General features: G+C 68.3%; 26 protein-coding genes. 12 read left to right on the top strand and 14 right to left on the bottom strand.

What is annotated here, in order from left to right; all coding sequences use genetic code 11:
- Positions 1-3: 3 nt before the first annotated feature.
- The gene (locus AC1DTW_RS10285) at positions 4-696 is read right to left on the bottom strand and encodes a TetR/AcrR family transcriptional regulator (protein WP_477980966.1); all 693 of its coding nucleotides are present in this window, start codon (positions 694-696) and stop codon (positions 4-6) included.
- An 81-nt stretch (positions 697-777) separates the two neighbouring features.
- Here AC1DTW_RS10285 and AC1DTW_RS10280 point away from each other — a divergent pair, with 81 nt between their 5' ends.
- Both AC1DTW_RS10280 and AC1DTW_RS10275 read left to right on the top strand, forming a co-directional pair.
- Complete coding sequence (locus AC1DTW_RS10280) at positions 778-1,131, top strand: DUF1304 domain-containing protein (RefSeq protein WP_477980965.1); 354 nt, start codon at positions 778-780, stop codon at positions 1,129-1,131.
- A 264-nt stretch (positions 1,132-1,395) separates the two neighbouring features.
- Complete coding sequence (locus tag AC1DTW_RS10275) at positions 1,396-2,148, top strand: hypothetical protein (RefSeq protein ID WP_477980964.1); 753 nt, start codon at positions 1,396-1,398, stop codon at positions 2,146-2,148.
- 46 nt (positions 2,149-2,194) lie between these two features.
- Here the strand turns inward: AC1DTW_RS10275 and AC1DTW_RS10270 are convergent, their stop codons facing one another.
- Positions 2,195-2,878, bottom strand: coding sequence for a hypothetical protein (locus AC1DTW_RS10270; RefSeq protein WP_477980963.1), 684 nt, complete (start codon positions 2,876-2,878; stop codon positions 2,195-2,197).
- Positions 2,879-2,995: 117 nt separating this feature from the next.
- On the bottom strand, positions 2,996-3,190 hold the full coding sequence (locus AC1DTW_RS10265) for a DUF2805 domain-containing protein (protein ID WP_477980962.1): 195 nt from the start codon (positions 3,188-3,190) through the stop codon (positions 2,996-2,998).
- Between the two features lie 48 nt (positions 3,191-3,238).
- Between AC1DTW_RS10265 and AC1DTW_RS10260 the strand changes: the two genes are divergently transcribed.
- Positions 3,239-4,306: a lipocalin-like domain-containing protein gene (locus AC1DTW_RS10260; protein WP_477980960.1), complete on the top strand. Its 1,068-nt coding sequence runs from the start codon at positions 3,239-3,241 to the stop codon at positions 4,304-4,306.
- A 97-nt stretch (positions 4,307-4,403) separates the two neighbouring features.
- Here AC1DTW_RS10260 and AC1DTW_RS10255 read toward each other — a convergent pair whose 3' ends face one another.
- The 4 genes from AC1DTW_RS10255 to AC1DTW_RS10240 form a co-directional block, all read right to left on the bottom strand.
- The gene (locus tag AC1DTW_RS10255; RefSeq protein ID WP_477980959.1) at positions 4,404-6,011 is read right to left on the bottom strand and encodes a DHA2 family efflux MFS transporter permease subunit; all 1,608 of its coding nucleotides are present in this window, start codon (positions 6,009-6,011) and stop codon (positions 4,404-4,406) included.
- Positions 6,012-6,035: 24 nt separating this feature from the next.
- Complete coding sequence (locus tag AC1DTW_RS10250) at positions 6,036-7,403, bottom strand: EmrA/EmrK family multidrug efflux transporter periplasmic adaptor subunit (protein ID WP_477980957.1); 1,368 nt, start codon at positions 7,401-7,403, stop codon at positions 6,036-6,038.
- 52 nt (positions 7,404-7,455) lie between these two features.
- Positions 7,456-8,904 carry an efflux transporter outer membrane subunit gene (locus tag AC1DTW_RS10245; RefSeq protein ID WP_477980956.1) on the bottom strand — a complete coding sequence of 483 codons (1,449 nt, stop codon included), beginning with the start codon at positions 8,902-8,904 and terminating at the stop codon, positions 7,456-7,458.
- Between the two features lie 121 nt (positions 8,905-9,025).
- The gene (locus AC1DTW_RS10240; protein WP_477980955.1) at positions 9,026-9,511 is read right to left on the bottom strand and encodes a MarR family winged helix-turn-helix transcriptional regulator; all 486 of its coding nucleotides are present in this window, start codon (positions 9,509-9,511) and stop codon (positions 9,026-9,028) included.
- Between the two features lie 147 nt (positions 9,512-9,658).
- Between AC1DTW_RS10240 and AC1DTW_RS10235 the strand changes: the two genes are divergently transcribed.
- The 3 genes from AC1DTW_RS10235 to AC1DTW_RS10225 all read left to right on the top strand — a co-directional run bounded on the left by AC1DTW_RS10235 (position 9,659) and on the right by AC1DTW_RS10225 (position 13,146).
- Positions 9,659-11,455, top strand: a complete 1,797-nt coding sequence (locus tag AC1DTW_RS10235) for an ABC transporter transmembrane domain-containing protein (protein ID WP_477981066.1) — start codon at positions 9,659-9,661, stop codon at positions 11,453-11,455.
- A 141-nt stretch (positions 11,456-11,596) separates the two neighbouring features.
- On the top strand, positions 11,597-12,253 hold the full coding sequence (locus AC1DTW_RS10230) for a YiaD family glycine zipper/OmpA-like lipoprotein (RefSeq protein WP_477980954.1): 657 nt from the start codon (positions 11,597-11,599) through the stop codon (positions 12,251-12,253).
- A gap of 74 nt (positions 12,254-12,327) precedes the next feature.
- A complete protein-coding gene (locus tag AC1DTW_RS10225) occupies positions 12,328-13,146 on the top strand; it encodes a thymidylate synthase (protein WP_477980953.1) in 819 nt (272 codons plus the stop codon).
- 6 nt (positions 13,147-13,152) lie between these two features.
- Here the strand turns inward: AC1DTW_RS10225 and AC1DTW_RS10220 are convergent, their stop codons facing one another.
- From AC1DTW_RS10220 to AC1DTW_RS10210, 3 genes are all read right to left on the bottom strand, one after another.
- Positions 13,153-13,491 (bottom strand): hypothetical protein, encoded by a 339-nt coding sequence (locus tag AC1DTW_RS10220; protein WP_477980952.1) that lies wholly within the window; start codon positions 13,489-13,491, stop codon positions 13,153-13,155.
- 85 nt (positions 13,492-13,576) lie between these two features.
- A complete protein-coding gene (locus AC1DTW_RS10215) occupies positions 13,577-16,180 on the bottom strand; it encodes a CHASE domain-containing protein (protein ID WP_477980951.1) in 2,604 nt (867 codons plus the stop codon).
- Between the two features lie 13 nt (positions 16,181-16,193).
- Positions 16,194-16,982, bottom strand: coding sequence for a substrate-binding periplasmic protein (locus AC1DTW_RS10210; protein WP_477980950.1), 789 nt, complete (start codon positions 16,980-16,982; stop codon positions 16,194-16,196).
- A 231-nt stretch (positions 16,983-17,213) separates the two neighbouring features.
- On the opposite strand from AC1DTW_RS10210, the gene AC1DTW_RS10205 reads away from it, so the two are divergent.
- From AC1DTW_RS10205 to AC1DTW_RS10190, 4 genes are all read left to right on the top strand, one after another.
- Entirely contained in the window at positions 17,214-18,299 is a 1,086-nt protein-coding gene (locus tag AC1DTW_RS10205) for an NAD(P)H-dependent flavin oxidoreductase (RefSeq protein WP_477980948.1), read from the top strand.
- A gap of 84 nt (positions 18,300-18,383) precedes the next feature.
- Positions 18,384-18,806 (top strand): organomercurial transporter MerC, encoded by a 423-nt coding sequence (gene merC, locus AC1DTW_RS10200; RefSeq protein ID WP_477980947.1) that lies wholly within the window; start codon positions 18,384-18,386, stop codon positions 18,804-18,806.
- Between the two features lie 83 nt (positions 18,807-18,889).
- Positions 18,890-19,036: a GDCCVxC domain-containing (seleno)protein gene (locus AC1DTW_RS10195; protein ID WP_477981065.1), complete on the top strand. Its 147-nt coding sequence runs from the start codon at positions 18,890-18,892 to the stop codon at positions 19,034-19,036.
- 150 nt (positions 19,037-19,186) lie between these two features.
- The gene (locus AC1DTW_RS10190; RefSeq protein ID WP_477980946.1) at positions 19,187-19,642 is read left to right on the top strand and encodes a hypothetical protein; all 456 of its coding nucleotides are present in this window, start codon (positions 19,187-19,189) and stop codon (positions 19,640-19,642) included.
- Positions 19,643-19,772: 130 nt separating this feature from the next.
- Here AC1DTW_RS10190 and AC1DTW_RS10185 read toward each other — a convergent pair whose 3' ends face one another.
- The 3 genes from AC1DTW_RS10185 to AC1DTW_RS10175 form a co-directional block, all read right to left on the bottom strand.
- Positions 19,773-20,102 carry a BON domain-containing protein gene (locus AC1DTW_RS10185; RefSeq protein ID WP_477980945.1) on the bottom strand — a complete coding sequence of 110 codons (330 nt, stop codon included), beginning with the start codon at positions 20,100-20,102 and terminating at the stop codon, positions 19,773-19,775.
- Positions 20,103-20,404: 302 nt separating this feature from the next.
- A complete protein-coding gene (locus AC1DTW_RS10180; RefSeq protein WP_477980944.1) occupies positions 20,405-20,965 on the bottom strand; it encodes a c-type cytochrome in 561 nt (186 codons plus the stop codon).
- Between the two features lie 27 nt (positions 20,966-20,992).
- Positions 20,993-22,690, bottom strand: a complete 1,698-nt coding sequence (locus AC1DTW_RS10175; protein WP_477981064.1) for a pyrroloquinoline quinone-dependent dehydrogenase — start codon at positions 22,688-22,690, stop codon at positions 20,993-20,995.
- A gap of 80 nt (positions 22,691-22,770) precedes the next feature.
- Here AC1DTW_RS10175 and AC1DTW_RS10170 point away from each other — a divergent pair, with 80 nt between their 5' ends.
- Positions 22,771-23,586 carry an ankyrin repeat domain-containing protein gene (locus AC1DTW_RS10170; protein ID WP_477980943.1) on the top strand — a complete coding sequence of 272 codons (816 nt, stop codon included), beginning with the start codon at positions 22,771-22,773 and terminating at the stop codon, positions 23,584-23,586.
- 100 nt (positions 23,587-23,686) lie between these two features.
- Positions 23,687-24,511 (top strand): alpha/beta fold hydrolase, encoded by an 825-nt coding sequence (locus AC1DTW_RS10165; protein ID WP_477980942.1) that lies wholly within the window; start codon positions 23,687-23,689, stop codon positions 24,509-24,511.
- Between the two features lie 196 nt (positions 24,512-24,707).
- On the opposite strand, the gene AC1DTW_RS10160 is transcribed toward AC1DTW_RS10165, so the two are convergent.
- A complete protein-coding gene (locus AC1DTW_RS10160; RefSeq protein WP_477980941.1) occupies positions 24,708-25,889 on the bottom strand; it encodes a citrate synthase family protein in 1,182 nt (393 codons plus the stop codon).
- Between the last annotated feature and the right edge of the window lie 13 nt (positions 25,890-25,902).

Here is a 25,902-nt window from a genome sequence, read left to right as displayed (position 1 = left end):
GCGTCAACCCGGGACCCGTGGGTCGTCGCGCGCCGGGCCGGCGCGCAGGATGTCGAGCAGCACCAGCGCCAGCTCGCTCAGGTCGCCGGCCATGCCGGGCAGTGCCGCAGCACCGTCATGCCGCAGCGTCTCGCGCACCAGTTCCTCGCTGCCGCCGACCAGCGCGAGCAAGCGCGCGTCGGTGATCGGCGCCGCAGCACGGGCCGCATCGCTGCGCAGCGCCAGCAGCGCGCGCCAGCGCCCGACCCACTGCGCCATGACCCAGGCGCGGCGCTCGAGCGCCGGCCGGCCGGCGCCCAGCACCTCGATCGTGAACGCCCAGGCGGCCTCGGGCCGGCTCGCGAGCGCATCGAGATAGGCCTGCACCGCGCGCCGGATGCGCGGCTCGACGGGCAGCGCCGGCAGCTCGGCGAGCGCACGACGGATCGCGTCGAACAGGCTCGACATGCCGTCTTCGTAGGCGGCGAGAAAGCAGGCCTCGAGGTCGGTGAACTGCTCGTAGAACGTGCGTCGCGAGACGCCGGCGAGGGCGATCACGTCGGCCACCGTCGCCGCGCCGTAGCCTTTGCGCGCGACCACCTTCGCGACCGCGTCGAGCAGCCGAACGCGCTGCGAGGCCGCGACGGCCTGCTGGGTCAGCGGATGCCGGCCGCGCGGCAGGCGCGCGGCGGCTTCGTCGCGAGGGGTCGTTGGCATCGGTCTTGCCGGCGTGATCTGGAAACACTATCATACCGTCAGGAAACGATTTTGTTTCCCAATCTCCGAGGAGTCTGTCCGATGGTTGCGAACGTGCTGGTGGGGCTGGTCGTGCTGATCCACGTCTACATCGTCGTGCTCGAGATGTTCCTCTGGGACAAGCCGTTCGGCCGCAAGGTGTTCGGCAGCACGCCCGAGTTCGCCGCTGCCTCGAAGGTGTTGGCCGCGAACCAGGGCCTGTACAACGGCTTTCTGGCCGCCGGCCTGATCTGGGGCCTGGGCATGGGCGCGGCCGGGCAGCCGGTGCAGCAGTTCTTTCTCGGCTGCGTGATCGTCGCGGGGCTCTACGGCGCAATGACCGTGGGCATCAAGATCCTGTTCGTGCAGGCGGTGCCGGCGGCGCTGGCGATGGCTGCGCTGCTGCTGAAGCTGTAAGGCGCCGGCCCTCGCACGGCGCAGGGCCGCCGCGCGCGTCGAAGACGACCAGGACGTTGGGCTTGTAGCCGCCACGCGCGCGTGCAAACACCCGAACAGCGCGGTTTGTCGCCCGCTGTTCGGCGGCTGCAAGGCCGGTTCGTACCAGCGCCGACACAAAGCCGACACGCTGCAGTGACGCGGGCTTTCAAGAATGAGCGCGTCGCCCTTCGCCCTGACCGGCGGTGGCGGCTGGCCCCCTTCAACCTGCGAAAGGAAACACCGATGAGTACGATCAGCGGGATCGGCAGCGCGAGCAGCGCATGGTCCGAGATGAGCAGCGCACGCGCGAGTTCGCGCTCGGCGCGGATGTTCGGCAAGGTCGACGCCGACAGCAGCGGCACCGTCGACGCGACCGAGCTGCAGAGCATGCTCGACGACATCAACGACAAGACCGGCACCACGCTCGGCAGCGCCAGCGACCTGATGACGTCGATGGACACCGACGGCAGCGGCAGCCTGAGCGCCGACGAGCTCGATGCCGGCATGAAGAGCCTGATGCCGGCGCCGGGTTCGACGGTGGACTTCGCTCAGCAAAGCGGCGGTGCCAGGCCGCCCCCGCCGCCCGACGGCGAGATGCCGCCACCGCCGCCGGCGGATGCCAGCACCGGCGCGAGCAGCAGCGCCGACCCGCTGGACACCAACGGCGACGGCGTTGTCTCGGCCGAGGAGCGTGCCGCCGGCGCGATGCAGGATGCGATCGGCAACCTGTTCGCCGCCGCCGACATCGATGGCGACAAGTCGATCAGCCAGAGCGAGGCCGATGCCCTCGCGAAGAACATCGAGGCGGCGCTCGAGGGCTTGCAGAGTTCGAGTTCAGGCGCAGGCTCGTCCGGCGACCCGTCGAGTGGCTCCTCGGACAAGGCCTCCAGCCTGACACTGTCGTCGTTCATCGAGCTGGTGCTCAAGCAGTACGGCCAGACCGCGGCGGCATCGGCCACGAGCACCAGCGACAGCTCGATCAGCGTCACCGCCTGAGCCTGCGGGCAACGATGACCCGCCGGGCCCGCGCGCTCCGGCGGTGTCAGTCGGCCGCGAAACAGTAGAACAGACCGGCGCTGCCGGTCGTCTTCAACGCGTCGGCGCTGCAGCCGCGCGACAGGTGCGACGAGTTCCACGACTTCGCCGGCACGCTGTCGTCGAGGCCGGTCCGGTCGTGGTGGCCGAGCATCGCGGAGCCTTCGCCGCTCTGCGTCCAGTTGCCGCAGGTCGTGTTGACGTTGCCGGCGATGAAGCTGCCGTCGGGCTGCGAGCCGGTCAGCATGTCGTGCATGTTCGGCGTGTCGCCGCGGCCGTTGACGATCGCGCCGGTCTCCGTCAGCGCGGTCTGCTTGCTGATGTTGTTCGCGCCGTGCAGGTTCGCGACGTCGGTCGCGACGACGACGCCCTTCGCGTTCGTCCAGGGCCCCTTGCCGATGCGGTCGCGCGCGTTGACGCCGGGCACGTTCGCGGTCGGCTGCTGGCTCAGGTAGGCGCGCCAGGTGCGGTTGCCGGCGCCGGCCGCGCTGGCGAGCGTCTGGCATTGCCGGTCGGCACCGGCGAGGCCGCCGAGGTCGGCGCCCTGGCCCGGCCCGGCGCTGGTGACGAAGAAGCTCATGCCGGTCTTGGCGCCGCCGGCCATGCTGCCGCACGCCGCGAGCGCCGCGACCGCGATGGCGCCGGCGGCCAGCGCCCACGCGCGGATCGACTTCCTGTGGATTTGCAGCATCTTGTTTCTCCTCTGGGTGATGGACAAAAGCGACCGAGGCTGTCGAGTCTGCCGCAAAGCGGCGCGAGCGCGGACTAGGGCAAAGACCGAGCCGATCCCGGCGCCGGCAAGCGGAATTCAGCGCCCGCGCGCGCGTACGCTCCAGGTCTTGAACGCGTTCGGCGTCAGCGCCCGCCTGAGCAGCTGCACCAGCTGCCCTTCGGTCAGGCCGTGTGCCATCAGCACCGCATTGAACGGCGGATGATCGTCCCACGCGGTCGCGATGACGCGCTGGATCTCGGCGGGCGTCAGACGGGGAACGGGCTTGGCCATGTGCCGATTGTCGGTCAGGCCCGCATCGCGCTGTGCGATGCTCCCGACATGCACCGACGTTCGCTGCTCCTGTGGCTCGCCGCCGCGCCCGCGTTCGCGGCCACGCCGCCCGCGGCGTTGCGCTTTCCGATCGACTTCGGCGCGCACGCCGACACGCGCACCGAGTGGTGGTACATCACCGGCCAGCTGCAGGCGGGCGCCCGGCTGTGGGGCTTTCAGGTCACGTTCTTCCGCGTCGCGACCGGCATCGGCGCGGCGTCGGCGAGCCGCTTCAATCCATCGCAGCTGCTGTTCGCGCATGCGGCGCTGACCGATCTCGAACAGCGGCGGCTGCGCCACGACCAGCGCATCGCGCGCAGCGGCTTCGGCGTCGCGCAGGCGCGCGCCGACGACACGGCCGTGCTGCTTCGCGACTGGCACATGAGCCGCGTGCCGCAACCCGACGCTGCGCCGCTGAGCCGCTACGCCGCACGGGTCGCGAGCGACGCCGCCGGCTTCGCGTTCGAGTTGCAGTTCGACGCGACGCAGCCGGTGCTGCTGCAGGGCGACGCCGGCGTCTCGCGCAAGGGCCCGGGCGGCGCCGAGACGAGCCACTACTACAGCGAACCGCAGCTCGCGGTCGAAGGCACGCTGACGCTCGACGGCCGGCCCGTCGCGGTCACCGGCCGGGCCTGGCTCGACCACGAGTGGAGCGATGCGTTCATCCCGCGGCAGGCGGTCGGCTGGGATTGGCTCGGCATGAACCTCGACGACGGCGGCGCGTTGACCGTGTTCCGGCTGCGGCGCGCCGACGGCAGCGCGGTCTACGCCGGCGGCAGCCTGCGCCGCGCCGGCGAAGCGGTGCGCAGCTTCGGCCCCGAGGAGGTGCGGTTCACGCCCGGCCGCGTCTGGGAAAGTGCGGCGACGCGGGCGCGCTACCCGGTGCAGTGGACGATCGCGACGCCGGCCGGCCGCTTCGTCGTCGAGGCGCTGCTCGACAACCAGGAACTCGACAGCCGCGCCAGCGCCGGCGCGATCTACTGGGAGGGCCTCAGCGAGCTGCGCGACGACGCCGGCCGGCGCATCGGCCGCGGCTACCTCGAGATGACGGGCTACGCCGCGGCGCTGCGTCTCTGAGCGTGGCCGGCGGGCCGAGCGCCGGGCCGCCCCAAGCCGGCCCGCGCCCCCGCGGGGGGCCGTCTGTCGTACTCGACAGACGGGGGGCACCACTCATTCAGTGTGCGCCGCCGCCTCCTGCGGCGGCACCGGCCTTCGGCTTCGCGAACCAGATCACCGCGACCAGCGCGAAGAACAGCAGCGACGACATGTAGAACACGTCGGTCACCGCCATCGTGTAGGCCTGCTGGTCGATCGTGCGGTTGATGTTCGCCAGCGCCTGCTCGCTGCTGAAGCCGCCCGCGGCCAGTTGACCCATCACCTGCGTCGCCGCGTTGTTCGTCGTGTTGATCGCCTCGGCGAGTTGCGCATGGTGCAGGATCGCGCGGTTCTCCCACAGCGTCGTGAACAGCGAGGTGCCGACCGCGCCGGCGGTGATCCGCACGAAGTTCGACAGGCCGGCGGCGGACGGCAGCTTGTCCGGCGTGAGCCCCGAGAACACGATCGCCTGCAGCGGGATGAAGAAGAACGCCATCGCCGCGCCCTGCAGCACGGTCGGGATCAGGATGGTCGTGAAGTCGGCCTGCGCGTTGAAGTTCGAGCGCATCCACAGCACGACGCCGAAGCCGATGAACGCCACCGTCGCGAGCTTGCGCGGGTCGATCTTGCTGACGTTCTTGCCGACCCATGGCGACAGGATGATCGCGAGGATGCCGACCGGCGCCGTCGCGAGACCGGCCCAGGTCGCCGTGTAGCCCATGTACTGCTGCAGCCACAGCGGCAGCAGCACGACGTTGCCGAAGAACAGCCCGTACGCGACCGACAGCGACACCGTGCCCATCGTGAAGTTGCGCCGCGCGAACAGGCGGATGTCGACGACCGGGTGCTTGTCGGTCAGCTCCCACGCGATGAAGAACAGGAACGCGACGAGCGAGGTCACCGCGAGGATCACGATCTGGCCGGAGTTGAACCAGTCGAGCTCCTTGCCCTTGTCGATCATGATCTGCATCGCGCCGACGAACAGCACCAGCAGGCCCAGGCCGACGTAATCGAGCGGCACGCGCCGCGGACCCGGGTCGCGCTTGTGATAGATCGACCAGGTCAGGCCGGCCGCGAACAGCCCGACCGGGATGTTGATGTAGAAGATCCACGGCCACGAGATGTTGTCGGTGATCCAGCCGCCGAGCAGCGGCCCGGCGACCGGTGCGACAAGCACCGTCATCGCCCACATCGCCATCGCGGTGCCGGCCTTCGCCTGCGGGTAGCTCGCGAGCAGCAGGGTCTGCGACAGCGGGATCATCGGCCCCGCGACGAAGCCCTGCAGCACGCGAAACGCGATCAGCATGCCGATGTTCGGCGCCAGACCGCACAACCACGAGGCGAGCACGAACAGCAGGATGCTGAGGGTGAACAACCGCACCTGGCCGAAGCGCTGCGAAAGCCAGCCGGTCAGCGGCACCGAGATCGCATTCGCGACCGCGAACGAGGTGATGACCCAGGTGCCCTGCGACGGGCTCACGCCGAGGTCGCCGGCGATCGCGGGAATCGACACGTTCGCGATCGAGCTGTCGAGCACGTTCATGAAGGTCGCGAGCGACAGCGCGATGGTGCCGAGCACCAGCTGGCTGCCGCTCAGCGGCGGGAACGCGGCCGGGCGCGCCGGCGCGGCCGGTGGCGGCGCCGCGGGCGCGGCGCCCGCGGGCAGCGTGGCAGAGGTGGAGGCCATGGCGATCGGTCGCTGCTGCGAGTGTTACTGGTGGGTCGTGGGCGGCAGCGCGTTCGAGCCGGCGACCGTCGTCGCGACCGGTGCCGCCGAGGCGACGCCGGCGGCCGGCGCGGGCGCCTTCTGCGGTGCGCGCTCGGGCTTGGCGGCGGCGTTGCTCGCGACCTCGGTCGCGCCGACGCGGCCGCCGTTCGCGGCAATGATCTTGCGCACCTCGGCATCGGCCGCACTGTTGTTGTCGTTGAAGACGTTGGTCTGCGCGACGGTGGAGGCGCGCGAGCCGTCGGCCAGCATCGCGCCATCGGTCTTGCGGATGTCGACCTTGGCGTCCATCGACAAGCCGACCCGCAGCGGATGCTCGACCAGCTCCTTCGGGTCCAGCGCGATGCGCACCGGCACACGCTGCACGACCTTGATCCAGTTGCCGGTCGCGTTCTGCGCCGGCAGCAGCGCGAACGCCGAGCCGGTGCCCGCGCCGAGACCCTCGATGCGGCCGCTGTACTCGACCTTCTTGCCATAGACGTCGGCCTCGAGCGTGACCGGCTGGCCGATGCGCAGGTTCTTCAGTTGGCTCTCCTTGAAGTTCGCATCGATCCAGACCTGGTTCAGCGCGATCACCGACATCAGCGGCGTGCCGGCCTGCACGCGCTGGCCGAGCTGCACGCTGCGCTTCGCGACGAAGCCGTCGACCGGCGCGAGCAGGTCGGCGCGGTGCAGCGCCAGGTAGGCCTCGCGCACGCGCGCTGCGGCGCGCTGCACGTTCGGGTGCTGCTCGGCGGCGATGCCGTCGGTCAGCGTCTGGTTCGACGAGAGCTGCTCGCGCGCCGCGAGCACCGCCGATTGCGCGGCGATCACGCTGCTCTTCGCGGCGGCGAGCGCAGCGGTCGAGTGGTTGAACTCTTCCTTGCCGACCGCGCCGGTCGTGACCAGCGGCGCGCGCCGCGCGACGTCGTCCTGTGCGCGCGCCTCGTCGCTCTTCGCACGGGCCTGGTCGGCCTCGCGCAGGGCGATCTGCGCGCGCAAGGTGCTGTTGTTCGCGTACAGCGTGCGCACCTCGCGCACGGTCTGGGCGAGTTGCGCCTCCGCCTGCTCGAGCGCGACCTGCGCGTCCGCCGGATCGAGCTTCACGAGCAGCTGGCCGGCCTTGACGTGGTCCGTGTCGTCGGCGTTGATCGCGACGACAGTGCCGCCGACCTGCGGCGTCAGCTGCACCAGGTTGCCCTGCACGTAGGCGTTGTCGGTCGACTCGTAGTGGTTCAGCACCAGCGCCCAGTAGGCGCCGTACGCGATGCCGGCGACGACGACGGCGGCTGCGACGGCCGTCAGGGCCTTCTTGCGGGCCGGATTGCCTTGCGCTGCTGCGGCGGGAGGGGTCGTGACTTCAGGGGAGCTCATGCGGTTTCTCCGGTTCGATTCGGTTCGTGTCGGGGCTCGCGGGGACGCGGGTTCATGCGCCGGCGGCGAGGTTCTGCGGCGTGGCCGGCACATAGCCGCCGCCGAGCGCGCGGATCAGCGTGATCTGCACGTCGAGCGCGCGTGCCTTCAGGTCGGCACCGAGGCGGCGCTGGTTCAGCACGCTGGCCTCGGCGGTGAGGACGGTCAGGTAGCTGCCGAGCCCGGCCTTGTAGCGCTGGGTCGCGAGGTCGTAGGCCGACTCGGCGGCGGCCAGCGCGTTCGCCTGCTCGGCCTGCTGGCGCTCGATCGAGCGCACCGAGCTGAGCTGGTCGGCCGTGTCGTGGACCGCGTCGAGCACCGCGCCGTTGTAGCTCTCGATCGCGAGGTCGAGGTCGGCGGTCTTGCCGCGCAGGTTCGAGCGCAGCCGGCCGGCGTCGAAGATCGGCAAGGTCAGCGCCGGACCGACGCCGTACTGCTCGCTGCCCGAGCGCGCGAGGCGATCCAGGCCGATGCTCGACAGGCCGACGAACGCGGTCAGGTTGATGTTCGGGTAGAAGCTCGCCTTCGCGCTCCTCACGTCGCCGGCAGCGGCCTCGATGCGCCAGCGCGCGGCGCTGATGTCGGCACGGCGGCCGAGCAGGTCGGCTGGCAGCGCGCCGGGCACCGGCAGCGCCTGGACGCTGCGCAGCGGCACGATCAACCCGTCGTACGTGCTCGGCGGCTGTGCGGTCAGCGCCGCGAGCGCGTGGCGCCCGAGCGCGATCTGCTCGTCGAGCTGCTCGATCTGCTGGCGCGACTCGGGCAGCGCTCCCTCGCCCTGGCGCAGCTCGACATTGGTGTCGAGCCCGCCCGAGACGCGCTGGCGGATCAGCGCGAGGATCTCGTCGCGTGATTTGAGCGATCGCGCCGCGACCTCGCGCTGCTCGAACAGGCGGCCGAGTTGCACGTAGGTGCGCGCCACGTTGCTCGCGAGCAGGATGCGCGCGGCCTGCACGTCGGCCTGCGCAGCGCGCTGCGCGCCGACCGCGGCTTCGATCGCGGCGCGGTTGCGACCGAAGAAGTCGAATTCGTACGACGCGCCGATCTGCGCGGTGCCGAGCGTGAAGATGCCGCCGCCGAGCGGCGGCGGGTAGATGCTGTTGGCGCTGAAGCGCTGGCGCGTCGCGTCGAGCTCGCCGTTGACATGCACGCCGTCGGCCGATTGCGCGACGCCAACGGCCGCCTGCGCACGCTCGAGGCGCGCCTGCGCGACCTTCAGGCCGGGATTGCCGGCGAGCGCACGCGCGACGATGTCGTCGAGCGTGGCGTCGCCGAAGCTGCGCCACCAGTCGGCGGCGACGGTCGGCGCCGTGGCACTCGCGTCGAGGCCGACGCTGGCGGGCGCGATCGGCTGCGCGCTCGACGCAATGCCCGCGCTGCTGGCGCAGCCGCTGAGCGTCAGCACGACACTCGAGGCGATCGCGACGGCGACCGCGGTGACCACCGGCAGGAGGTTGCGCATGCAGCGCGCATGGGCCTGCAAGATCTGCCGGACTGCGAACGTTTCGTTCAATAGCTGTTGTGGCTTCATTTGCTTAGGCAATCAATTCTTTACACTCGGGGGTGGGCGCACGGTCGCCGTGTCAGCCCGCGTCGCGCAGCGCTTCGCCGGACTCGAGCATGCGCTGCAGGTAATTGCGCAGCGCCATCCACTCGGTCTTCGAGAAGCCGGCCAGGTGCGCGTTCAAGACCTCGGCCAGCACGGCCGGCACCTCGGCAATCGCGGCCAGGCCTTCGGGCGTCAACTCGACCTGCACGACACGGCGGTCTTCGGTCGAGCGCACCCGCTTGCACAGGCCCTTCTTCTCGAGGCGATCGAGCAGGCGCGTCATCGCGCCGGCATCGACGTTGAGCCAGCGCGCGAGCTCGGCCACGGTCGATGCCCCGCCGACGGTCTTCAGGCGCATCAGCGGGCCCCACTGCGCGCTCGTCAGGCCGTGCTCGTCGAGCCGCTTGTCGGCCTGCGAAACGATCGACAACATGATGCGTTTCATCAGGTAGGCGACGCTCTCTTCCGCACAGTAGCTGGCGGCGCGGTAGAAATCGGCGGGGGGAGCGATGCGGGTCACGGCAGGCCTTGTTCGACGGGATGCCGTGAATATACTTGCCTAGGCATTAAATGTCAAGGCTTTGTCTGCCCGTGCAGTGGTGGCGCCGGGCCGGATGCCACGGCCTCTACACTTCGGCGCATGCCCAGCCCTGCCCAACCCGCATCGATGCCGATGCCGGCATCCACCCGAACCGCGACGCCGGCGCCGGCGCGCAATGTCCGCTCGCTGAGCGGATTGGTCCCGTTCCTGCGGCCGTACCGCGTCAGGATCGGCCTCGCGTGCTTCTTCCTCGTGATGGCGGCGCTGAGCACGCTGGTGTTCCCGGCCGCGATGAAATCGCTGATCGACGAGGGCTTCGTCGCCGCCGACCCCGGCACACGCGTGATGGCGATGCGCGAGCACTTCGTCGCGCTGTTCGCGGTCGGCGCGGCGCTCGGGCTGTTCTCGGCGCTGCGCTTCTACATGGTGACCTGGCTCGGCGAGCGCGTCACGGCCGACCTGCGCAACGCGGTCTACGCGCACGTCGTGACGCAAAGCCCCGAGTTCTTCGAAAGCACCCAGACCGGCGAGGTGCTGTCGCGCCTGACGACCGACACGACGCTGGTGCAAACGGTCGTCGGCTCGAGCCTGTCGATGGGGCTGCGCAACACGGTGCTGGGCATCGGCGCGATGGCGATGCTGGTGATCACGAACCCGGTCGTGATGACGCAGGTGCTGGGCATTCTCGTGATCGTCGTGCTGCCGAGCCTGTATTTCGGCCGGCGCGTGCGCAAGCTCTCGCGCGCGAGCCAGGACCGCGTCGCCGACTCGAGCGCGATCGCCGCCGAGGTGCTGAACGCGATTCCGGTCGTGCAGAGCTACACGCAGGAGGCGCGCGAGGCGAAGCGCTTCGATGTCTCGACCGAGAACGCGTTCGAGACCGCGGTGAAGCGCACGCGGATGCGCGCGATCCTGGTCGCGTTCATCATCACCGCGACCTTCGGCGCGCTGCTGTGGGGGCTGTACCAGGGCACGCAGGCGGTCGCGCGCGGCGACATCACGGCCGGGCACCTGGGGCAGACCGTCGTCTACGTGATCATCCTGGTCAGCAGCGTCGCGGTGCTGTCGGAGGTCTACGGCGACCTGCTGCGTGCCGCCGGCGCGACCGAACGCCTGATGGAACTGCTGAACCTGAGTTCGCCGATCACGTCACCGGCGCATCCGGCAGCGCTGGCGACGACGAGCGGCGGCTCGGCGGTCGCGCTGCGCGACGTGACGTTCCGCTACCCGTCGCGGCCGCAGCGCGCAACGCTGTCGCACTTCAACCTGAGTGTCGCGCCGGGCGAGACGGTCGCGCTGGTCGGGCCGAGCGGTGCCGGCAAGAGCACGGTGTTCCAGCTGCTGCTGCGCTTCTACGACACGGCCGCCGGCGAGGTCGTCGTCGACGGCGTGCCGGTGCGCGAGGTCGCGCTCGAGGCGCTGCGCGAACGCATCGGCATCGTGCCGCAGGACAGCGTGATCTTCTCGGCCGACGCGATGGAGAACATCCGCTACGGCCGCCCCGGCGCGAGCGACGCGGAGGTCGTCGCGGCCGCGCAGGCCGCTTTCGCACACGACTTCATCACCGAGCTGCCCGATGGTTACCGCACCTTCCTCGGCGAGCGTGGCGTGCGGCTGTCCGGCGGCCAACGCCAACGCATCAGCATCGCGCGCGCGATGCTGAAGAACCCGCCGCTGCTGCTGCTCGACGAAGCGACGAGCGCGCTCGACGCCGAGAGCGAACGCATGGTGCAGGCCGCGCTCGAATCGGCGATGAAGGACCGCACGACGCTGGTCATCGCGCACCGCCTCGCGACCGTGCAGCGCGCCGACCGCATCGTCGTGATGGAAGCCGGCGAGATCGTCGAGACCGGCACGCATGCGCAGCTCGTCGCCTCCGGCGGCCTGTATGCGCGCCTCGCCGCGTTGCAGTTCGATCGCTGAGATGTTCTGCTGTAGGTTTCAACTGACACGGGTCGTTGCAGCGCTCCGACAGCGCCGGTCACGACGGCTCGCCAGAATCCCCGTGTCGACGCGCCCGCATCGGCGCGCCGCACATCCTGCTTTCATCTGAAGGACAACAACATGAACCACGCCATTCATCTGCGCCTCGGCGCGTGTGCGATCGCCGCGCTGCTCGCCGCCGGCTGCGCCGACATGAGCGAACGCCAGAAGGGCACCGCGATCGGGGCCGGGGTCGGCGCCGGTGCCGGCGCGGTGATCGGCAGCGCGACCGGCGGGCGCGCCGGCACCGGCGCGGTGATCGGCGGCGCGCTCGGCGCGGTCGCCGGCAACCTGTGGTCCAAGCGCATGGAAGACCGCCGCAACGCGATGGAGCAGGCGACGCGCGGCACGAACGTCGAGGTCTCGCGTACCGCCGACAACCAGCTGAAGCTGAACATCCCGAACGACATCTCGTTCGACACCGGCAGCGCCGCCATCAAGCCCCAGCTGCGCACGGTGCTCGACCCGTTCGCGAACAGCCTGCGCGATGACCCGAGCGCGCGCCTGATGATCGTCGGTCATACCGACAACACCGGCTCCGACGCGATCAACAACCCGCTGTCGGTCGAGCGCGCGCACAGCGTGCGCGACTACCTGGTGACGCGCGGCGTGGCCGCGCAGCGCGTCGACACCGCGGGCCGCGGGGAGCGCGAACCGATCGCCGACAACACGACCGAAACGGGCCGCGCGAAGAACCGCCGGGTCGAGATCTTCCTGCGCGAGCCGGCGCCGAGCTGAGCGCGGCGGCGCGCCCGGTCTCGAAGCCGGACCCGATGGATAATCGCGCCTCGCTTCCCAACGAACGTCACGCGATGCCCCCTGCCTCCCGCCCGATCCGCTCGCAGTACGAAGATTTCATGCGCCACGTGGGCACGCACGGAGTCTACAAGCCCGACCGCACCGGCACCGGCACGACCAGCGTGTTCGGGCACCAGATGCGCTTCGACCTGAACGAGGGCTTTCCGCTCGTCACGACGAAGAAGGTGCACCTGAAGTCCATCATCCTGGAGCTGCTGTGGTTCCTGCGCGGCGACAGCAATGCGAAGTGGCTGCAGGAACGGGGCGTGACGATCTGGAACGAATGGGCCCAGCCGGACGGCGATCTCGGCCCGGTCTACGGCGTGCAATGGCGCTCGTGGCCGACGCCCGACGGCGGCCACATCGACCAGATCGCCGAGGTCGTGAAGCAGCTCAAGACCAACCCCGATTCACGCCGCATCATCGTCAGCGCCTGGAACGTGGCCGAGCTGTCGAAGATGGCGCTGATGCCGTGCCATGCGTTCTTCCAGTTCTACGTCGCCGAAGGGCGGCTGAGCTGCCAGCTGTACCAGCGCAGCGCCGATGTCTTTCTCGGCGTGCCTTTCAACATCGCGAGCTACGCGCTGCTGACGCACATGCTGGCACAGCAGTGCGATCTGCAGGTCGGTGACTTCATCTGGACCGGCGGGGACTGCCACATCTACAGCAACCACGCCGAGCAGGTCGCGCTGCAGCTGGCGCGGGCGCCGCACGCGTATCCGACGCTGTCGATCAAGCGCCGGCCGGCATCGATCTTCGACTACGCGTACGAGGACTTCGAGGTGCTCGGCTACGAGCACCATCCGGCGATCAAGGCGCCGGTCGCCGTCTAGGCGGGATCACTTCGCGGAAGAGGCCGGCGTCACCGCGGCCTTGACCTTTTTCGCGCCCTTCGTGACGCCCTCCTTGGTGCGCTCGGCTGTCGTGCTGGCGACCTCGGCGGTCTTCTTGGCGCCCTTCTTGACGGCCGAGCCGACCTTCCTGGCGCCCTTCTCGACACCGGCCTCGGTGCGCTCGACGGTGGTGCCGACCACTTCGCCGGTCTTCGTCGCGCCCTTCTTGATCGCGTTGCCGGTCTTGGTGGCGGCGGTCGACGCGGCGGACGGGGCCTCGGGCTCGGCGGCCTGAGCGACGGCGGCAAGGACAAGGGCGAGCGAGGCGGTCAACAGGCGATTCATCGACGAGATCTCCAGCGGGTTGAGGATCGATGGCGCTGCGCGCACAGCGCCCATCGGGCTCGCGCAGTGTATCGGGTGCCGGCCGTCAGATCACCGCTCGCGCGCGCCGCGTGCGAGCCTCGGACAGCAGCGGATGGATCAGCGCCCCGAGCTGCTCCAGGCTGTATTCCTTCTGCAGCAGACCGCGCACGCCGGCGCGCAGCGCCGCCGCGCGCATCTCGTCGGAGACGTAGCCGGAGCTGATCACCACCGGCAGCTCGGGTGCGATGCGCGCGATCTCCTCGGCGAGATCGAGGCCGGTCATCTCGGGCATGTTGAAGTCGGTCACGATCAGGTCGAACGCGGTCGGCGCGGCACGCACGCGCGCCAGCGCGTCGTGCGGCCGATCGAGCGCGCTGACGCGGTATCCGGCGTGCTGCAGCAGGCTCTCGATCATCAACAGCATTGCCGGGTCGTCGTCGACGTACATCACATGTTCGCCCGCGCCGCGCGGCGCTTCGGGCGCTGCATCTTCGCTCGGCGCGGTCGAGGTCGTCGCACTCGACAGCGGCAGGTAGACATGGAAATTGCTGCCGCGCTCGGGCGCGCTGTCGACGCTGATCGCGCCCTGGTGAGCCACGACGATGCCGTGCACGACCGACAGCCCCAGGCCGGTGCCCTCGCCGACCCGCTTGGTCGTGAAGAACGGCTCGAATGCGCGCGCACGCGTGGCCTCGCTCATGCCACAGCCGTTGTCGGCCACCGACAAGTGGGCGTAGGCACCGGGCGGAATCTCGCCGAGCGCGCGCGCCGCGTCGGCGTCGATCTCGACCCGCTCCAGGACGATCGTGATGCGGCCGGCGCCACCCCGCATCGCGTGCCAGGCGTTGGTGCACAGGTTCATCAGGATTTGCTGCACGTTGGTCGCATCGGCGCCGATCTGCAGCGGTGCATCGCTGAGCTTCAGTTCGAGTTCGACGAGGCTCGGCAGCGTCGAGCGCAACAGCACGATCGCCTCCTCGACGAGCGGGCGCATCGGCTGGCTCACCAGCGCGTGCGGCTGCATCCGGCTGAACGCGAGGATCTTCTGCACCAGACTGCGCGCGCGCACGCCGGCCCGCTCGATCTGTCCGAGGCCGTGGGTCGCCGCATGCTCCGGCCCGACGTGCTGGCGCGTCAGCGCGACGTTGCCGAGAATCGCCGCGAGGATGTTGTTGAAGTCGTGCGCGATGCCCCCGGCGAGCGTGCCGATCGCCTCCATCTTCTGCGACTTGCGCAGCTGCGCCTCGAGCAGCTCGCGCCTGGCCTGCCAGTGCTTGCGCTCGGTGATGTCGGTCGCCATGCCGAGCGAGCCGATGGCCGCGCCGTCAGCATCGGTGATCGTCGCGGTGGAGATGGCGACCCAGAGCTCGGAGCCGTCCTTTCGGCGCATTCGGATGCCCTGCCAATCGCGCGCCTCGCGCCGGCCGGGCTCGGTGAGCCCGGTGTTCGTGGCGCGGTCGCGCTCGTCGATGAAGTCGACCAGCGGCCGCCCCAGCACCTCGTCGGCCGTGTGTCCGAGCATGCGCAGCAGCTTCGGGTTCGCAAAGCTCAGCGCACCCTCCTCGTCGACCAGCCAGATGCCCTCGTTCGCGGTCTCGACGATGCGGCGGTAGCGTTCCTCGCTGCCGCGCAACTCGTTCGTCATCGCGCGGGCCGTGCCGTGTGCGCGCACCCGCGCCGTCAACAGCAGGTAGGTCAGCGCGGCCAGCATCAGGCTCAGGCCGGCGCCCGCAATCACGATCACGCGTGCCGAATCGCGACTGAAGCGCGCTTCGAACTCGGGCAGGCTGCGCACGCTCAGCGTCCAGGTGTGCCCCCCGAGGGCGATGTACTCGTGCGCCTCGAAGCGCGCCGGCGGCCCGCTGTCGAGGTCGGGAGCGGTGCGGAAGATCAGCGTGTCGTCGTCGAGCCTGACGCCGTCGTGCACGCGCAGCGCCAGGCCCGGCGTGCCTTCGCCGTACAGGCTCGACATCAGGTCGCGGACGTGAAACGTCGCCCAGACCCAGCCGACGAGGTGGGCGCGCCGCGCCGCCACCGTGTCAGCCGCGGCGCCCGGCGCGTACAACGGCAGGATCATCAGGAACGCCTGCTGCGGGTTGTCGGCAGCATCGGAGGCGAGGTGGACGCGGCTTGTCACCGCCGCCCCGCCCGAGTCGCGCGCCTGGTCCATCGCGGCGCGACGGACCGGGTCGCTGTAGAGGTCGTAGCCGAGCGCGCGCGCGTTGTCCGCGCGCCGCGGCGCGATGTAGGTCACGGGCGCGACGAGCGGCCGCGCCCCGGCCGGGGCGATCGCGTAGCCGGTGACGCCGTCGGCGCGTTGCGCGGCGACATGGCCGGCGACGCGATCGGCGCTCAGCAGCGGGCCATAGTTGATCGACTGCAGGCCGGCGAAGTCGGCGCCGGCGAGCAGCGCATCGACATAGGTGTCGAAGCGCGCACGCTCGATCCGGTCCGCGCTGATGAACAGGCCCTGCACGCCGCGCAGCATCTGCTCGTAGCTCGCCATGCGTTGCTCGATCCGGCTCGCCGTCTGGCGCAGCCCGAAGTCGAAAGCGGCGCGCAGGCTGGCCTGCTCCGACTGCTGCTCATGGCGCCACAACGAGGCCGTGATGCTCAGCGACAGCGCGCCGATCAACAGCGCCAGCAGCGTGGGGAAGGCGCGCTTCACGACGGCCGTCGACTCAGTACCGCGTCAGCGCACGCGCCAGCTCGGCAGAAAAGTACTTCTCGAAGATGCGCTGCAGGGTGCCGTCGGCACGCATCTCGTCGACGAGCGCTCGCCAGGCCTGTTGCTGCGCCGGCGGCAAGGACTTCTTCGACATGATCAGGCCGTGCAGCACCGGCGGGTCATCGAACTCGAGGATCGTCGTCTGCGCGCGAATCGTGGCCTGCTCGATCGTCGGGTAGTCGAACGGCTCGATGATCATCGCCTGCACGCGGTTGTCGAGCAGCACCTGGTACAGCGGCTCCAGACTGGTCGCGAAACTGACGCGACGCGCGTCGTCCAGCGTGTCGACGAGTCGGTTCGCGTTCGGGCTGTAGCGAAAGCTGCGGATCACGCCGAGCCGCAGCGCCGGGTCGCGCTCGAATTCGGCCAGCGTCTGCGCGCCGGCGTCCTTGCGCACCAGCAGGTAGTACTTGTTCGACTCGTACCAGGCAAATGCCGCGAACCGATCGCGCGCCTCATTGGTGATGCCCGACAGGCTGAAGTCGAGCACCCCCGATTCGATCAGCTGCCAGATGCGCGCGCGCGGCATCACGCTGACGTTGAGCCGACAACCGCTGCGCCGCACGAGCTCGTCGGCAAGGTCCTTGTCGATCCCTTCGCCGGTCTGCGCCGAGTACAGCAGGCCGTGTTCGTGCAGCGCCAGGCTCAACGGTCGCGAGCAGTCGGGCCGTTCAGCCGCGCCGGCAAGCGGCGCTGCGAACATCAGCAACGACAGCAGCGCGAGGTGAAAGACGTGCGACATCGGGGAAGTTGGCGAAAGGGACAACAAAGCAGAATAACCGCCATCGCGCCGACCTACGCTGCGGGGCGTCCGGTGACGCGGCAATTTGGCACGCGCACACCGCGTGCCGGAGGTCGACGGGCCAATGAACAACGCCCCGGCAGCGCGAGGCTCCAAGGGCGTTGCATGCGACAGCGGTGCCAGGAGTCGGATACTGGGGAAGGCAGCAGTACGCTTTGTCGGAGACAAATCATGAAGACCCCACTTTGCACGCGGCTGGGCATGGGCGTGCCGATTGTGCAGGCGCCCATGGCAGGCGGATGGACGACTCCCACGCTGGTCGCAGCGGTGTGCAATGCCGGGGGGCTCGGCATTCTGGCCGCGGCCCGCTTGTCGGCGGAGCAGTTGCAACAGCAGATCGAGGCCGTACGGCGGCTGACCTCGCGGCCGTTCGGGGTCAATTTCCTGCTTGCGGCGCCGGATGTACCGCCCTCCGATGTCGGCGCCATCCAGAACGTGCTCGATGCAGGCCGGTCCCGACTCGGGCTCGCACGTGGCTCGACCTCGCTTCAATTGCCGCCATCGCCGTTCGCCGCACAGTTCGAGCTCGTGTGTCGGGCCGAAGTACCGGTGCTGAGCTTCGCGATGGGAAACCCCGCAGCCTGGGTTGAGCGCGCGAAGGCGAGCGGAGCGTTCGTGATCGCGATGGCAACGACTGTCGACGATGCAACTCGACTTCAGTCTTGCGGCGTCGACGCCGTCGTCGCGCAAGGTGCCGAGGCCGGAGGCCATCGATCCAGCATCGACACGCCTTCGGATGCCGAACTGCCGCTCGTCGGACTGATGGCGCTGCTGCCTCAGATGGTCGATGCGTTGCAGATCCCCGTCATTGCGGCCGGCGGCATCATGGATGGGCGCGGCGTGCTCGCCGCGCTTGCGCTGGGCGCCGAAGCGGTCCAGCTCGGCACTCGTTTCCTGCTCGCCGCCGAAAGCGGCGCGTTTCCCGCCTACCGGCAACGGCTCATCGAGGCCACCGAGTCCGACACCGTGGTGACACGCTCCCTCACAGGGCGGTCGGCTCGGGCGCTGCGCAACGACCTGGTTCGCACCATCGAGGAAAGCGGCGTCCCCGTGCTTGGATGGCCCTATCAAGGACTGGCGGCGGAGGACCTGTACCGCGCCGCCATCGCGAAGGGGGACGCGGCGTGGGCGCCGCTGCTCGCGGGACAAGGGCTGCGGCTCGCACGCGAGGTCTCGACAGCCGCCGAGATCATGGCGTCGCTGAGCGAAGAAGTCGACTTGCAACTGGAGCGACTTCGTCGGACCTCAGGCGCTTGACGTTCGAGCGTTGTGCCCAAGGCTTGCCTCCGTAGTCGAGTACGGGAGTATTCTGAGCTGTCTGACCAGCCTGGACCTTGCCACATGGAATGGATCACACGTGCCGCCGACAAGGCCGGAGTCGTGGGCAGCATCGTTTCGGCGGCCGCATGCCCGGCCTGCTTCCCGGCGCTGGCGAGCCTTGGCGCGGCCCTGGGCTTGGGCGTCTTCGCCAAGTACGAAGGCCTGCTCATGACCACGCTGCTTCCTCTTTTCGCGGGCGTCGCATTGCTCGCCAACGCGCTCGGATGGCTACGCCATCGGCAGTGGCATCGCAGCCTGCTGGGCATGATCGGCCCGGCGATCGTGCTCGCCGCCCTGCTGCTGTTCCCTGGCGAGGATTGGTTCGCGACCCTGCTCTACGCGGGCCTGGCCTGCATGGTCGGCGTCTCGCTATGGGATCTCTTCTCGCCGGCGAACAAGCGCTGCGACATCGACGGCTGCGCGACCCCGTCAGCACGCCCGTGACGCGTGAACCGAGTTCGCCCGCCAGCGTGATTCTCGGCTCCGTGCTGACCTGCCCGCAGTGCGGCCATTCCAAGCGAGAAGAGATGCCGGTAGCCGCGTGCCAATTCTTCTACGAGTGCGAGAACTGCAGAGTGCTGCTGCGTCCGAAGCCTGGCGATTGCTGCGTGTTCTGTTCGTTCGGCTCGGTGAAGTGTCCACCGGTCCAGGCTGCGCGGTCATGCTGCGGTTAGGTGGCCGCCCGGCCGACCTTCTTCCAACAGCCGATGGTCGAGTGACAGCGAACCGGCCCCTTCGAAAGGGTTACGGTCTTTACAGATTGCGCGTCAGCGGCAACAGCTCTACGACGTTGGACATCCATTCAAGCAAAGTCGGAGATGCACATGTCGCTGAGTCGCAGAATTCGTGTGGCGCCGCGCGCCCTGGCCGTGGTCGCATCCCTCGTGGCACTGTTGAGTCTGACCGCGTGCGGAGGTGGTGGTGACAGCGGCGTGACGCTAAGCGTCGGCGTCCTCGTCGAAGGGCAACCCGTCGGCGGTGCCGTGCAGCCGGGGGGAACCCAAAGCATTGTCATGTCTGCTGGCCAGTCTATCGAGCTGGATGCCAGTGAACCTGTCGTGTGGACGCTCCAAACAGGAACCACCTCGTTCGAGGGGTTCAACACCAGCGTGTACTACCAAGGCGTCACCATCACCGAAACGGCACTGAGCCCCTCGCGCATCGCCTTGGACACCTCGGCAGCATTCTTCCTCCCGTCGCCCGTGGCCATCACGCTGACAGCGGTATCAACCTTCGACTCCGCCATCGTGGCCACGGTCGATGTACTCATCACGAACTGACGGGACCGAGCCCGCGATGCCCTCGTTTCGGCAGACTGCTGCCCGCTACGTCCGTCCGGCTTGAACGCAATAGCGAGTAGCGCTCCCATCGAGCTGATCGGGTGCCACGCGGGTCGTGTGTGGGGACGCTTCAGTCGTCCTTCTTGACAGTCAGTTCGTTCTTCACGTTGCGCACACGCTCGGTTCCTTGGGCAATCGATACGGCCTTGTCGATCTCTTCCTGACTCCTTGCCGTTCCGGTGAGCCACACCGTGCCGTTCGCGTCGGTGTCGACGTGAATCTTCGCCAGACTGCTCAGGTGCTCAGCCGCCAGTTTGGCCTTCACTTTCGCCGTGATTGCCGAGTCCTTGACGAAGGCCTTGGGATGTTCTCGATCCTTGTCCTGGTCTGCGGCGTAGCTGATTGCGGGGACGAGAAACGCGCAAGTGATGAAGCCGGCGATGGTGAGTCTTGATTTCACGGCAATTCCTTTCGAGCTGAAATGGTGACCCGAACTTTGGCATCGGCGTCGCCATCGAGGCGTAAGAATTGGCTGTGCGCGGGGGTAGGACGGTGGCTCGCAGGCAGCACCTACTCGTCCCTCTGTCCCTCTGTCAATGCGTCGAGCTGGAACCGCCCACTCTTATCCACCAGCCAGGTCTCGATGTACGTGACGCCCCCCATCATCGCCGGCGCGGGCAACGGCGACGCCTGCTGGATGCCGAACTGAAATTGTCACCACGCCAAGAGCTGCCGGACTCTCACGATCTCCGCGCCGCGGCCTCAGAGGCCGACGAGGTAATGCGCGAGGTTTTCAATGTCTTGCGCGCTCAGCGTGCTCGCCACGCTGGTCATGTTGCCGGCATCGTTGGTGCGCGTGCGCGCCTTGAAGTCGGTGAGCTGCTTGACGATGTACTCGTAGTGCTGACCGGCGACGCGGGGGATCTCGTTCTGGCCCGCGAAGCCGGTCAGGTGGCACATCACGCACAGGGTCTCGTCGGCCTTGGCCTTGCCGAGTTTGGCCTTCGCGGCGTCCACCGCGAAGGTCTGCGGCGGTGGCTTCTGCTTGGCGAAGTAGTCCGACAGCTCGCGCATCTCGTCGCGCGTCATGCCGGCGACCATCGGCGTCATCAGATCGTTCTTGCGCCGCCCTTCCTGGAAGTCGCGCAGCTCGAGGTACATGTAGCGCGAGGTTTGGCCAGCCAGGATCGGATACGCCGGTTGGGTCGACTTGCCTTCGGGCCCGTGACAGGCGGCACAGACCGCCGCCTTTGCGGGGACAGCGTCGGCGCTCTGTGCTTGCGCCTGCGCCGCGAGCGCTGCCGACAAGGTCAGCAGGCTCACGGACAATCGGTGCGTCGAGGGCATGCGTCAGGGCAGCGCGAACACGAGCACGGTGTTGCCGCGCTTCGCGTCGATCTGGTTGTTGCCCCCGGCGGCGACCGCGACGTACTGCTTGCCACCGGCCGTGTACGACACCGCCGGCGCGTTGACGCCGGCACCGCACTGGTACTCCCACAACATCTTGCCGGTGCCCGCATCGAAGGCGCGGAACAGGCCGTTGGCCTCACCATTGAACACCAGGCCGCCGGCGGTTGCGAGCACGCCGCCGATCAGCGGCTGCTCGGTATCGAATTTCCACGCGACCTTGCCGGTGTCGATGTTGACGGCCGCCAGGCGACCCCACTGCTTCTCGCTCGCGATCACCTTGAACGCGCCGCCGAGCCAGAGCTTGCCGCCCGGGTACGCCGCCGTCTCGACGTGGTAGGTCATCGGCTGATGCAGGTTCGCCGCGTAGGCCAAGCGCAGCCTGGGGTTGATCGCCATCGGGCTCCATTCGACCCCGCCATTTGCGCCCGGCAGCATGCGCGCACCGTCCTTGGTCGGCAACACCCACATGTTCTCCTGCGGGATCATCGCTTCGCTAAAGCGGATCAGCTCGCCGGTCGCGCGGTCGTGCACGTAGATGTGGCCCGTCTTGCCGCCGTGGATTGCGACCTTGCGCATCTTGCCGTCCTTGCCGGCGGCTTCAGTCAGGATCACCGGGGAGACCGCGTCGAGATCCCACACGTCGTGCGCGACATACTGGTAGTGCCACTTGTACGCGCCGGTGTTCAGATCGACCGCGACGATCGAATCGGTATACAAATTGTCGCCCGGGCGCTCGGCGCCGTAGAGGTCGGGGCTCGGATTACCGACAACGAAGAAGACCGTGTTCGTTTCCTTGTCGACCGCTGGCGCCATCCACACTCCGCCGCCCAGCGTCTTGTAGAAGTCGGCGTTCTTCGCGAGCTGCGACTTCTCGGCCGCGATGTCACGGTGCATGTTGCGGCCGGTCGCGTCGTTGACGGCCCAGACGCCTTCATGGCCCTTCTCGGGGATCGTCGCGAAGCTCCATAGCAGCTTGCCGTCTTTCGCGTCGAAGGCCTTCACGAAGCCGCGGATGCCGTACTCGCCGCCATTCGTGCCGATCAGGATCTTGCCGTTGACTGCCACCGGCGCCATGGTCTCGGAGTACCCAGCCTCCGGATCGGCGATTTGCGTCGACCACAGCACCTTGCCCGTCTTGGCGTCGAATGCGAGCAGCTTCGCATCGAGCGTGCCCATGTAAAGGCGATCGCCCATCACTGCGACGCCGCGGTTGTTCGGGCCGCAGCAGTAGGTCGTGACCGCGCCCATCTTGTGCTTGTAGTGCCAGAACTCCTTGCCCGTCACCGCGTCGAGCGCGTACACGTGGTTGTACGAGGTCGTGATGTACATGATCCCGTCGACGACGATCGGCGCGGTCTCCATCGACTCGAGAACCTCGGTCTGGAACTGGAACGCAGGCCGCAGCTTCGAGACATTCGACGCATCGATCTGTTTCGCCGGGTAGTACCGGGTCTGCGCGTAGTTCATGTTCGAGTGCAGGAAGTTGGTGCCATCGTTGTCGGCGGCGTCCAGCTGCCCCTGCGATACCGAAATGTTCTTCGGCACAGGCGATCCTGTCGCCGCCGCCTGTCCCGAAATCTCGGCTTGGCCGAACGCTACGCCACCGAACGCATACAGTGCAGTGGCAACGGCCGTCATGGCCCACTTGGCCGATCCGAATGTCGATTGGTTCATCAATGTCTCCGGTTATGGTTCGGCGACTCTTGACACAAGTCACCGTGTCGCCGACGGTGTCTCGGATCGATCGCTGGGCGCGCCGACCAACGGCAAGCGTATCCAGATCGGTAACAACTGCAAACCGCTATTTGACGCTGCGGTGCAGCAATGGTCCTTTCGCGAGGGTTGTCATGAACGTCTTGCCGACACTTCCCAGATTCGCGTGGCTGTCCAGCCTGTACGCGTTTGCCCTGCTGCTGCCCCTGCGCGAAGCGAGTGCGCAGGCCGAGACCAACCCGAACCTCAACGCGCAGTTGCTCGTCGCCGCACGGCAAGACGATGTGAAAGCCGCCCAGCGCGTGCTCGCGCAAGGCGGGGTCGTCGAGTCGCGCAATCGGCTCGGCAAGACAGCGCTGCTGATCGCGTGCGAAAAAGGAAACCTGCCGCTCGCCGAACTCTTGCTGCGCAGTGGCGCGAACATCTCGACGACGTCGCTCGAAGGCGTGACGCCGCTGATCGCCGCCAGCTATGCCGGAAACGCCGAACTGGTGAAGCGCTTGCTTGCGGCCGGCGCAAAGACCGATTCGGTCGATCGCATGAACAAGTCCGCGATCATCTACGCCGCCGGCCGGGGCCACGTCGACGTCGTCGATGCGCTGCTCGCGAGCGGCATCGACGTCAACCTGTCCTACGAGCATCAGCTGACGTTGCTCATGTGGGCCTCCGGACAAGGACATCCCGATCTGGTCAAGCTGCTGCTCGCTCGCGGAGCAAAAGCGGACCTGCGCGACGATCGCGGCCTGAGCGCACTCGACATCGCGCGGCAGACCCAGCAGATGGCCACAGCCGAAGTGCTTGCAGCGAAGGAGCGTCCGTAGCGTCCCGGAAGACTCAAGCTGGCCGCCGATCATCGCGAGTGCGTCTTGCGCGATCAGGCGGCGTGCTTGGTCGCGCTTCTTCCTGACGCCCTTCAAACCCGTGTCGCTGCCTGAAAGCCGTCATCGGACCGCGCTTGACAGCACAACGCCAGAAGCGGATAAGTTCCTCAAGCGGGAGGCTGCTCGATGCGAGGGAATCTGCACAGCGATGACGCGTAAAACACTCATCCTCATACCTGGCGCGGGTGGCAGCGCCTGGTACTGGCATCTGGTCGTGCCAAGGCTCGAACGGATTGGGCATGAGGCCGTTCCTGTCGCGCTGCCGGCGGCCGACGATGCGGCCGGTCTGCCCGAATATGTTGACGCCGTCGTGCAGGCGATCGGCGATCGCGAGCCACGGCATGTCGTGATCGTTGCGCAATCCCTGGGCGGTTTTACCGCACCTCTCGTCTGCCAACAGATTTCGGTCTCACTGCTGGTGCTGGTCAATGCCATGATCCCCAAGCCCGGCGAAACGCCCGGCGCATGGTGGACGAATACCCGCCATAGCGAGGCGAGGCGCAAGGAGAACCAGCGCGACGGCCGTCGGGCGGACGCTCCATTTGATCCGCTTGTCGACTTCTTTCATGACGTGCCCCAGCCGGTGATCGACGAGGCATGGGCGCAGGGCGAGCCGCGTCAATCCGACACCGTTTTCGCATCACCCTGCACTTTCACGAGTTGGCCAGCCGTCCCGACCCGTGTTCTCGTCGCGAGCGAAGACCGATTCTTTCCGGCCGAGTTCCAACGGCGTGTGGCACGCGATCGCCTCGGCATGTCGCCTGACGAGATCCCGGGGGGGCATCTGGTGGCACTCAGTCAACCGGACGAGCTCACGGCGCAACTTGAAGCGTACGTCACCGAGGCAGCGCGTCGTCCGACCTGACGCCGAAGCTTGGCATTGATGCCTGCCTGAGCTTGCGAACCGCGATCACACTTCTGACGAGCCTGGCAGGACGGCCGCTACTCTCGCTCTCGTGAGGAACCTCGCGCGAACTACCGCGCGGGGTGGCAACCACTCGACGCATGACGGGCGACGAAAAAGTCCCGCATGAGTTCCCTGAAGCTGCCTTGCCCAGCATCTACTGGCCTTTGCGCCCGTGCCGACGGGCGCTCGGCTGCACCTCGGCGATTGGCCCGGTATACCGGCCCCGAGGGCGTATCACCGAGTCGACGCTGAGCTGCTCCATGCTGTGGGCGAGCAAGCCGACGCTGCGCGCAACGGCGAACAGCGCAAACGCCGCATCCCCGGGGAGCCGGTAGCGCGTGACCAGCGTCGCGAGCGCCACATCGATGGTCGGCAGCAAGCCGGTCAGCGAAACGACGCGAGCGATCAAGCGGGCAATGTGCTTCGGAGGCTCGAGCTCGGCCATCAGGGTGGCGGCCCTCGGATCTCCGTCGGGGTAGATGGGGTGACCGAAGCCGGGAATCGGTATCGCCGAAGACAGGTAGCGGTCCACCACCGCGTCGGCGCTGCTTCGTTCGACTTCGTCGAACAGCGTACGCACCCGGCCCGACGCATCGCCGTGAAGCGGACCCGAGAGTGTCGTCAGGCCGGCAAGCAGGCAGGCTGGAAGCGACGCCCCGGTGGACGCCGTGATGCGCGACGAGAAGGCCGAACTCGTGATCTCATGATCCGCCAGCAGCACCAGGGTCTTGCGAATCAGGCCGGCAACCGTACGCGGCTGCCGCCAGCCGCGCGCCAGCCTCTCGTGCAACGGCGGTGCGCGATCGCCGGACGCACCGAACGCACTCGCCAGACGTCCGACCAGACTGGCCGACTCCTCCAGCAGCACCTTCGCGGTACGGCCCCGCGTCGAATGACCGGTAGCTGTCAGCGCCGCCAACTCGGTGAACGCTCGCACGCGACCAGCCGGCGCGGCCGAACCTGGAGCAGGCGCGAAGACCAGCGGGTGCTCCGATCCCCAGAGCAGGGACGCAGCATCCTCCAGAGTCGCGGCGGCAGCCAACGACCCGACGTCCACCCCGCGGTAGTACAGACGACCGCCGGCAAAGGTCGATATCGATGTCGGGATGCTCGACTCGGCACCGAACAGGGTGGTCGCTGCCAGCGTTTCTCTGGTCCTGCCGTTGACCTTGCGACGCACGAGCTTGGCGACGTCTTCCGATCGATACAAGCTGCGCCTGGAGTCCTCCAGATCCGGGCTGACGGCGATTCGTCCTCGGCTGACGTAGGCGTAGATGGTTTGCGGGCGAACCCCCAGTGCTCGCCTCGCCTCTTCAAGTGTCATCCACGTTGCCATCGCCAGAGTTCCT

This window comes from Rhizobacter sp. P5_A1 (assembly GCF_056400745.1).
Note: the sequence above shows the minus strand (reverse complement) of the source record. Positions and strands in the feature narration are given on the sequence as shown.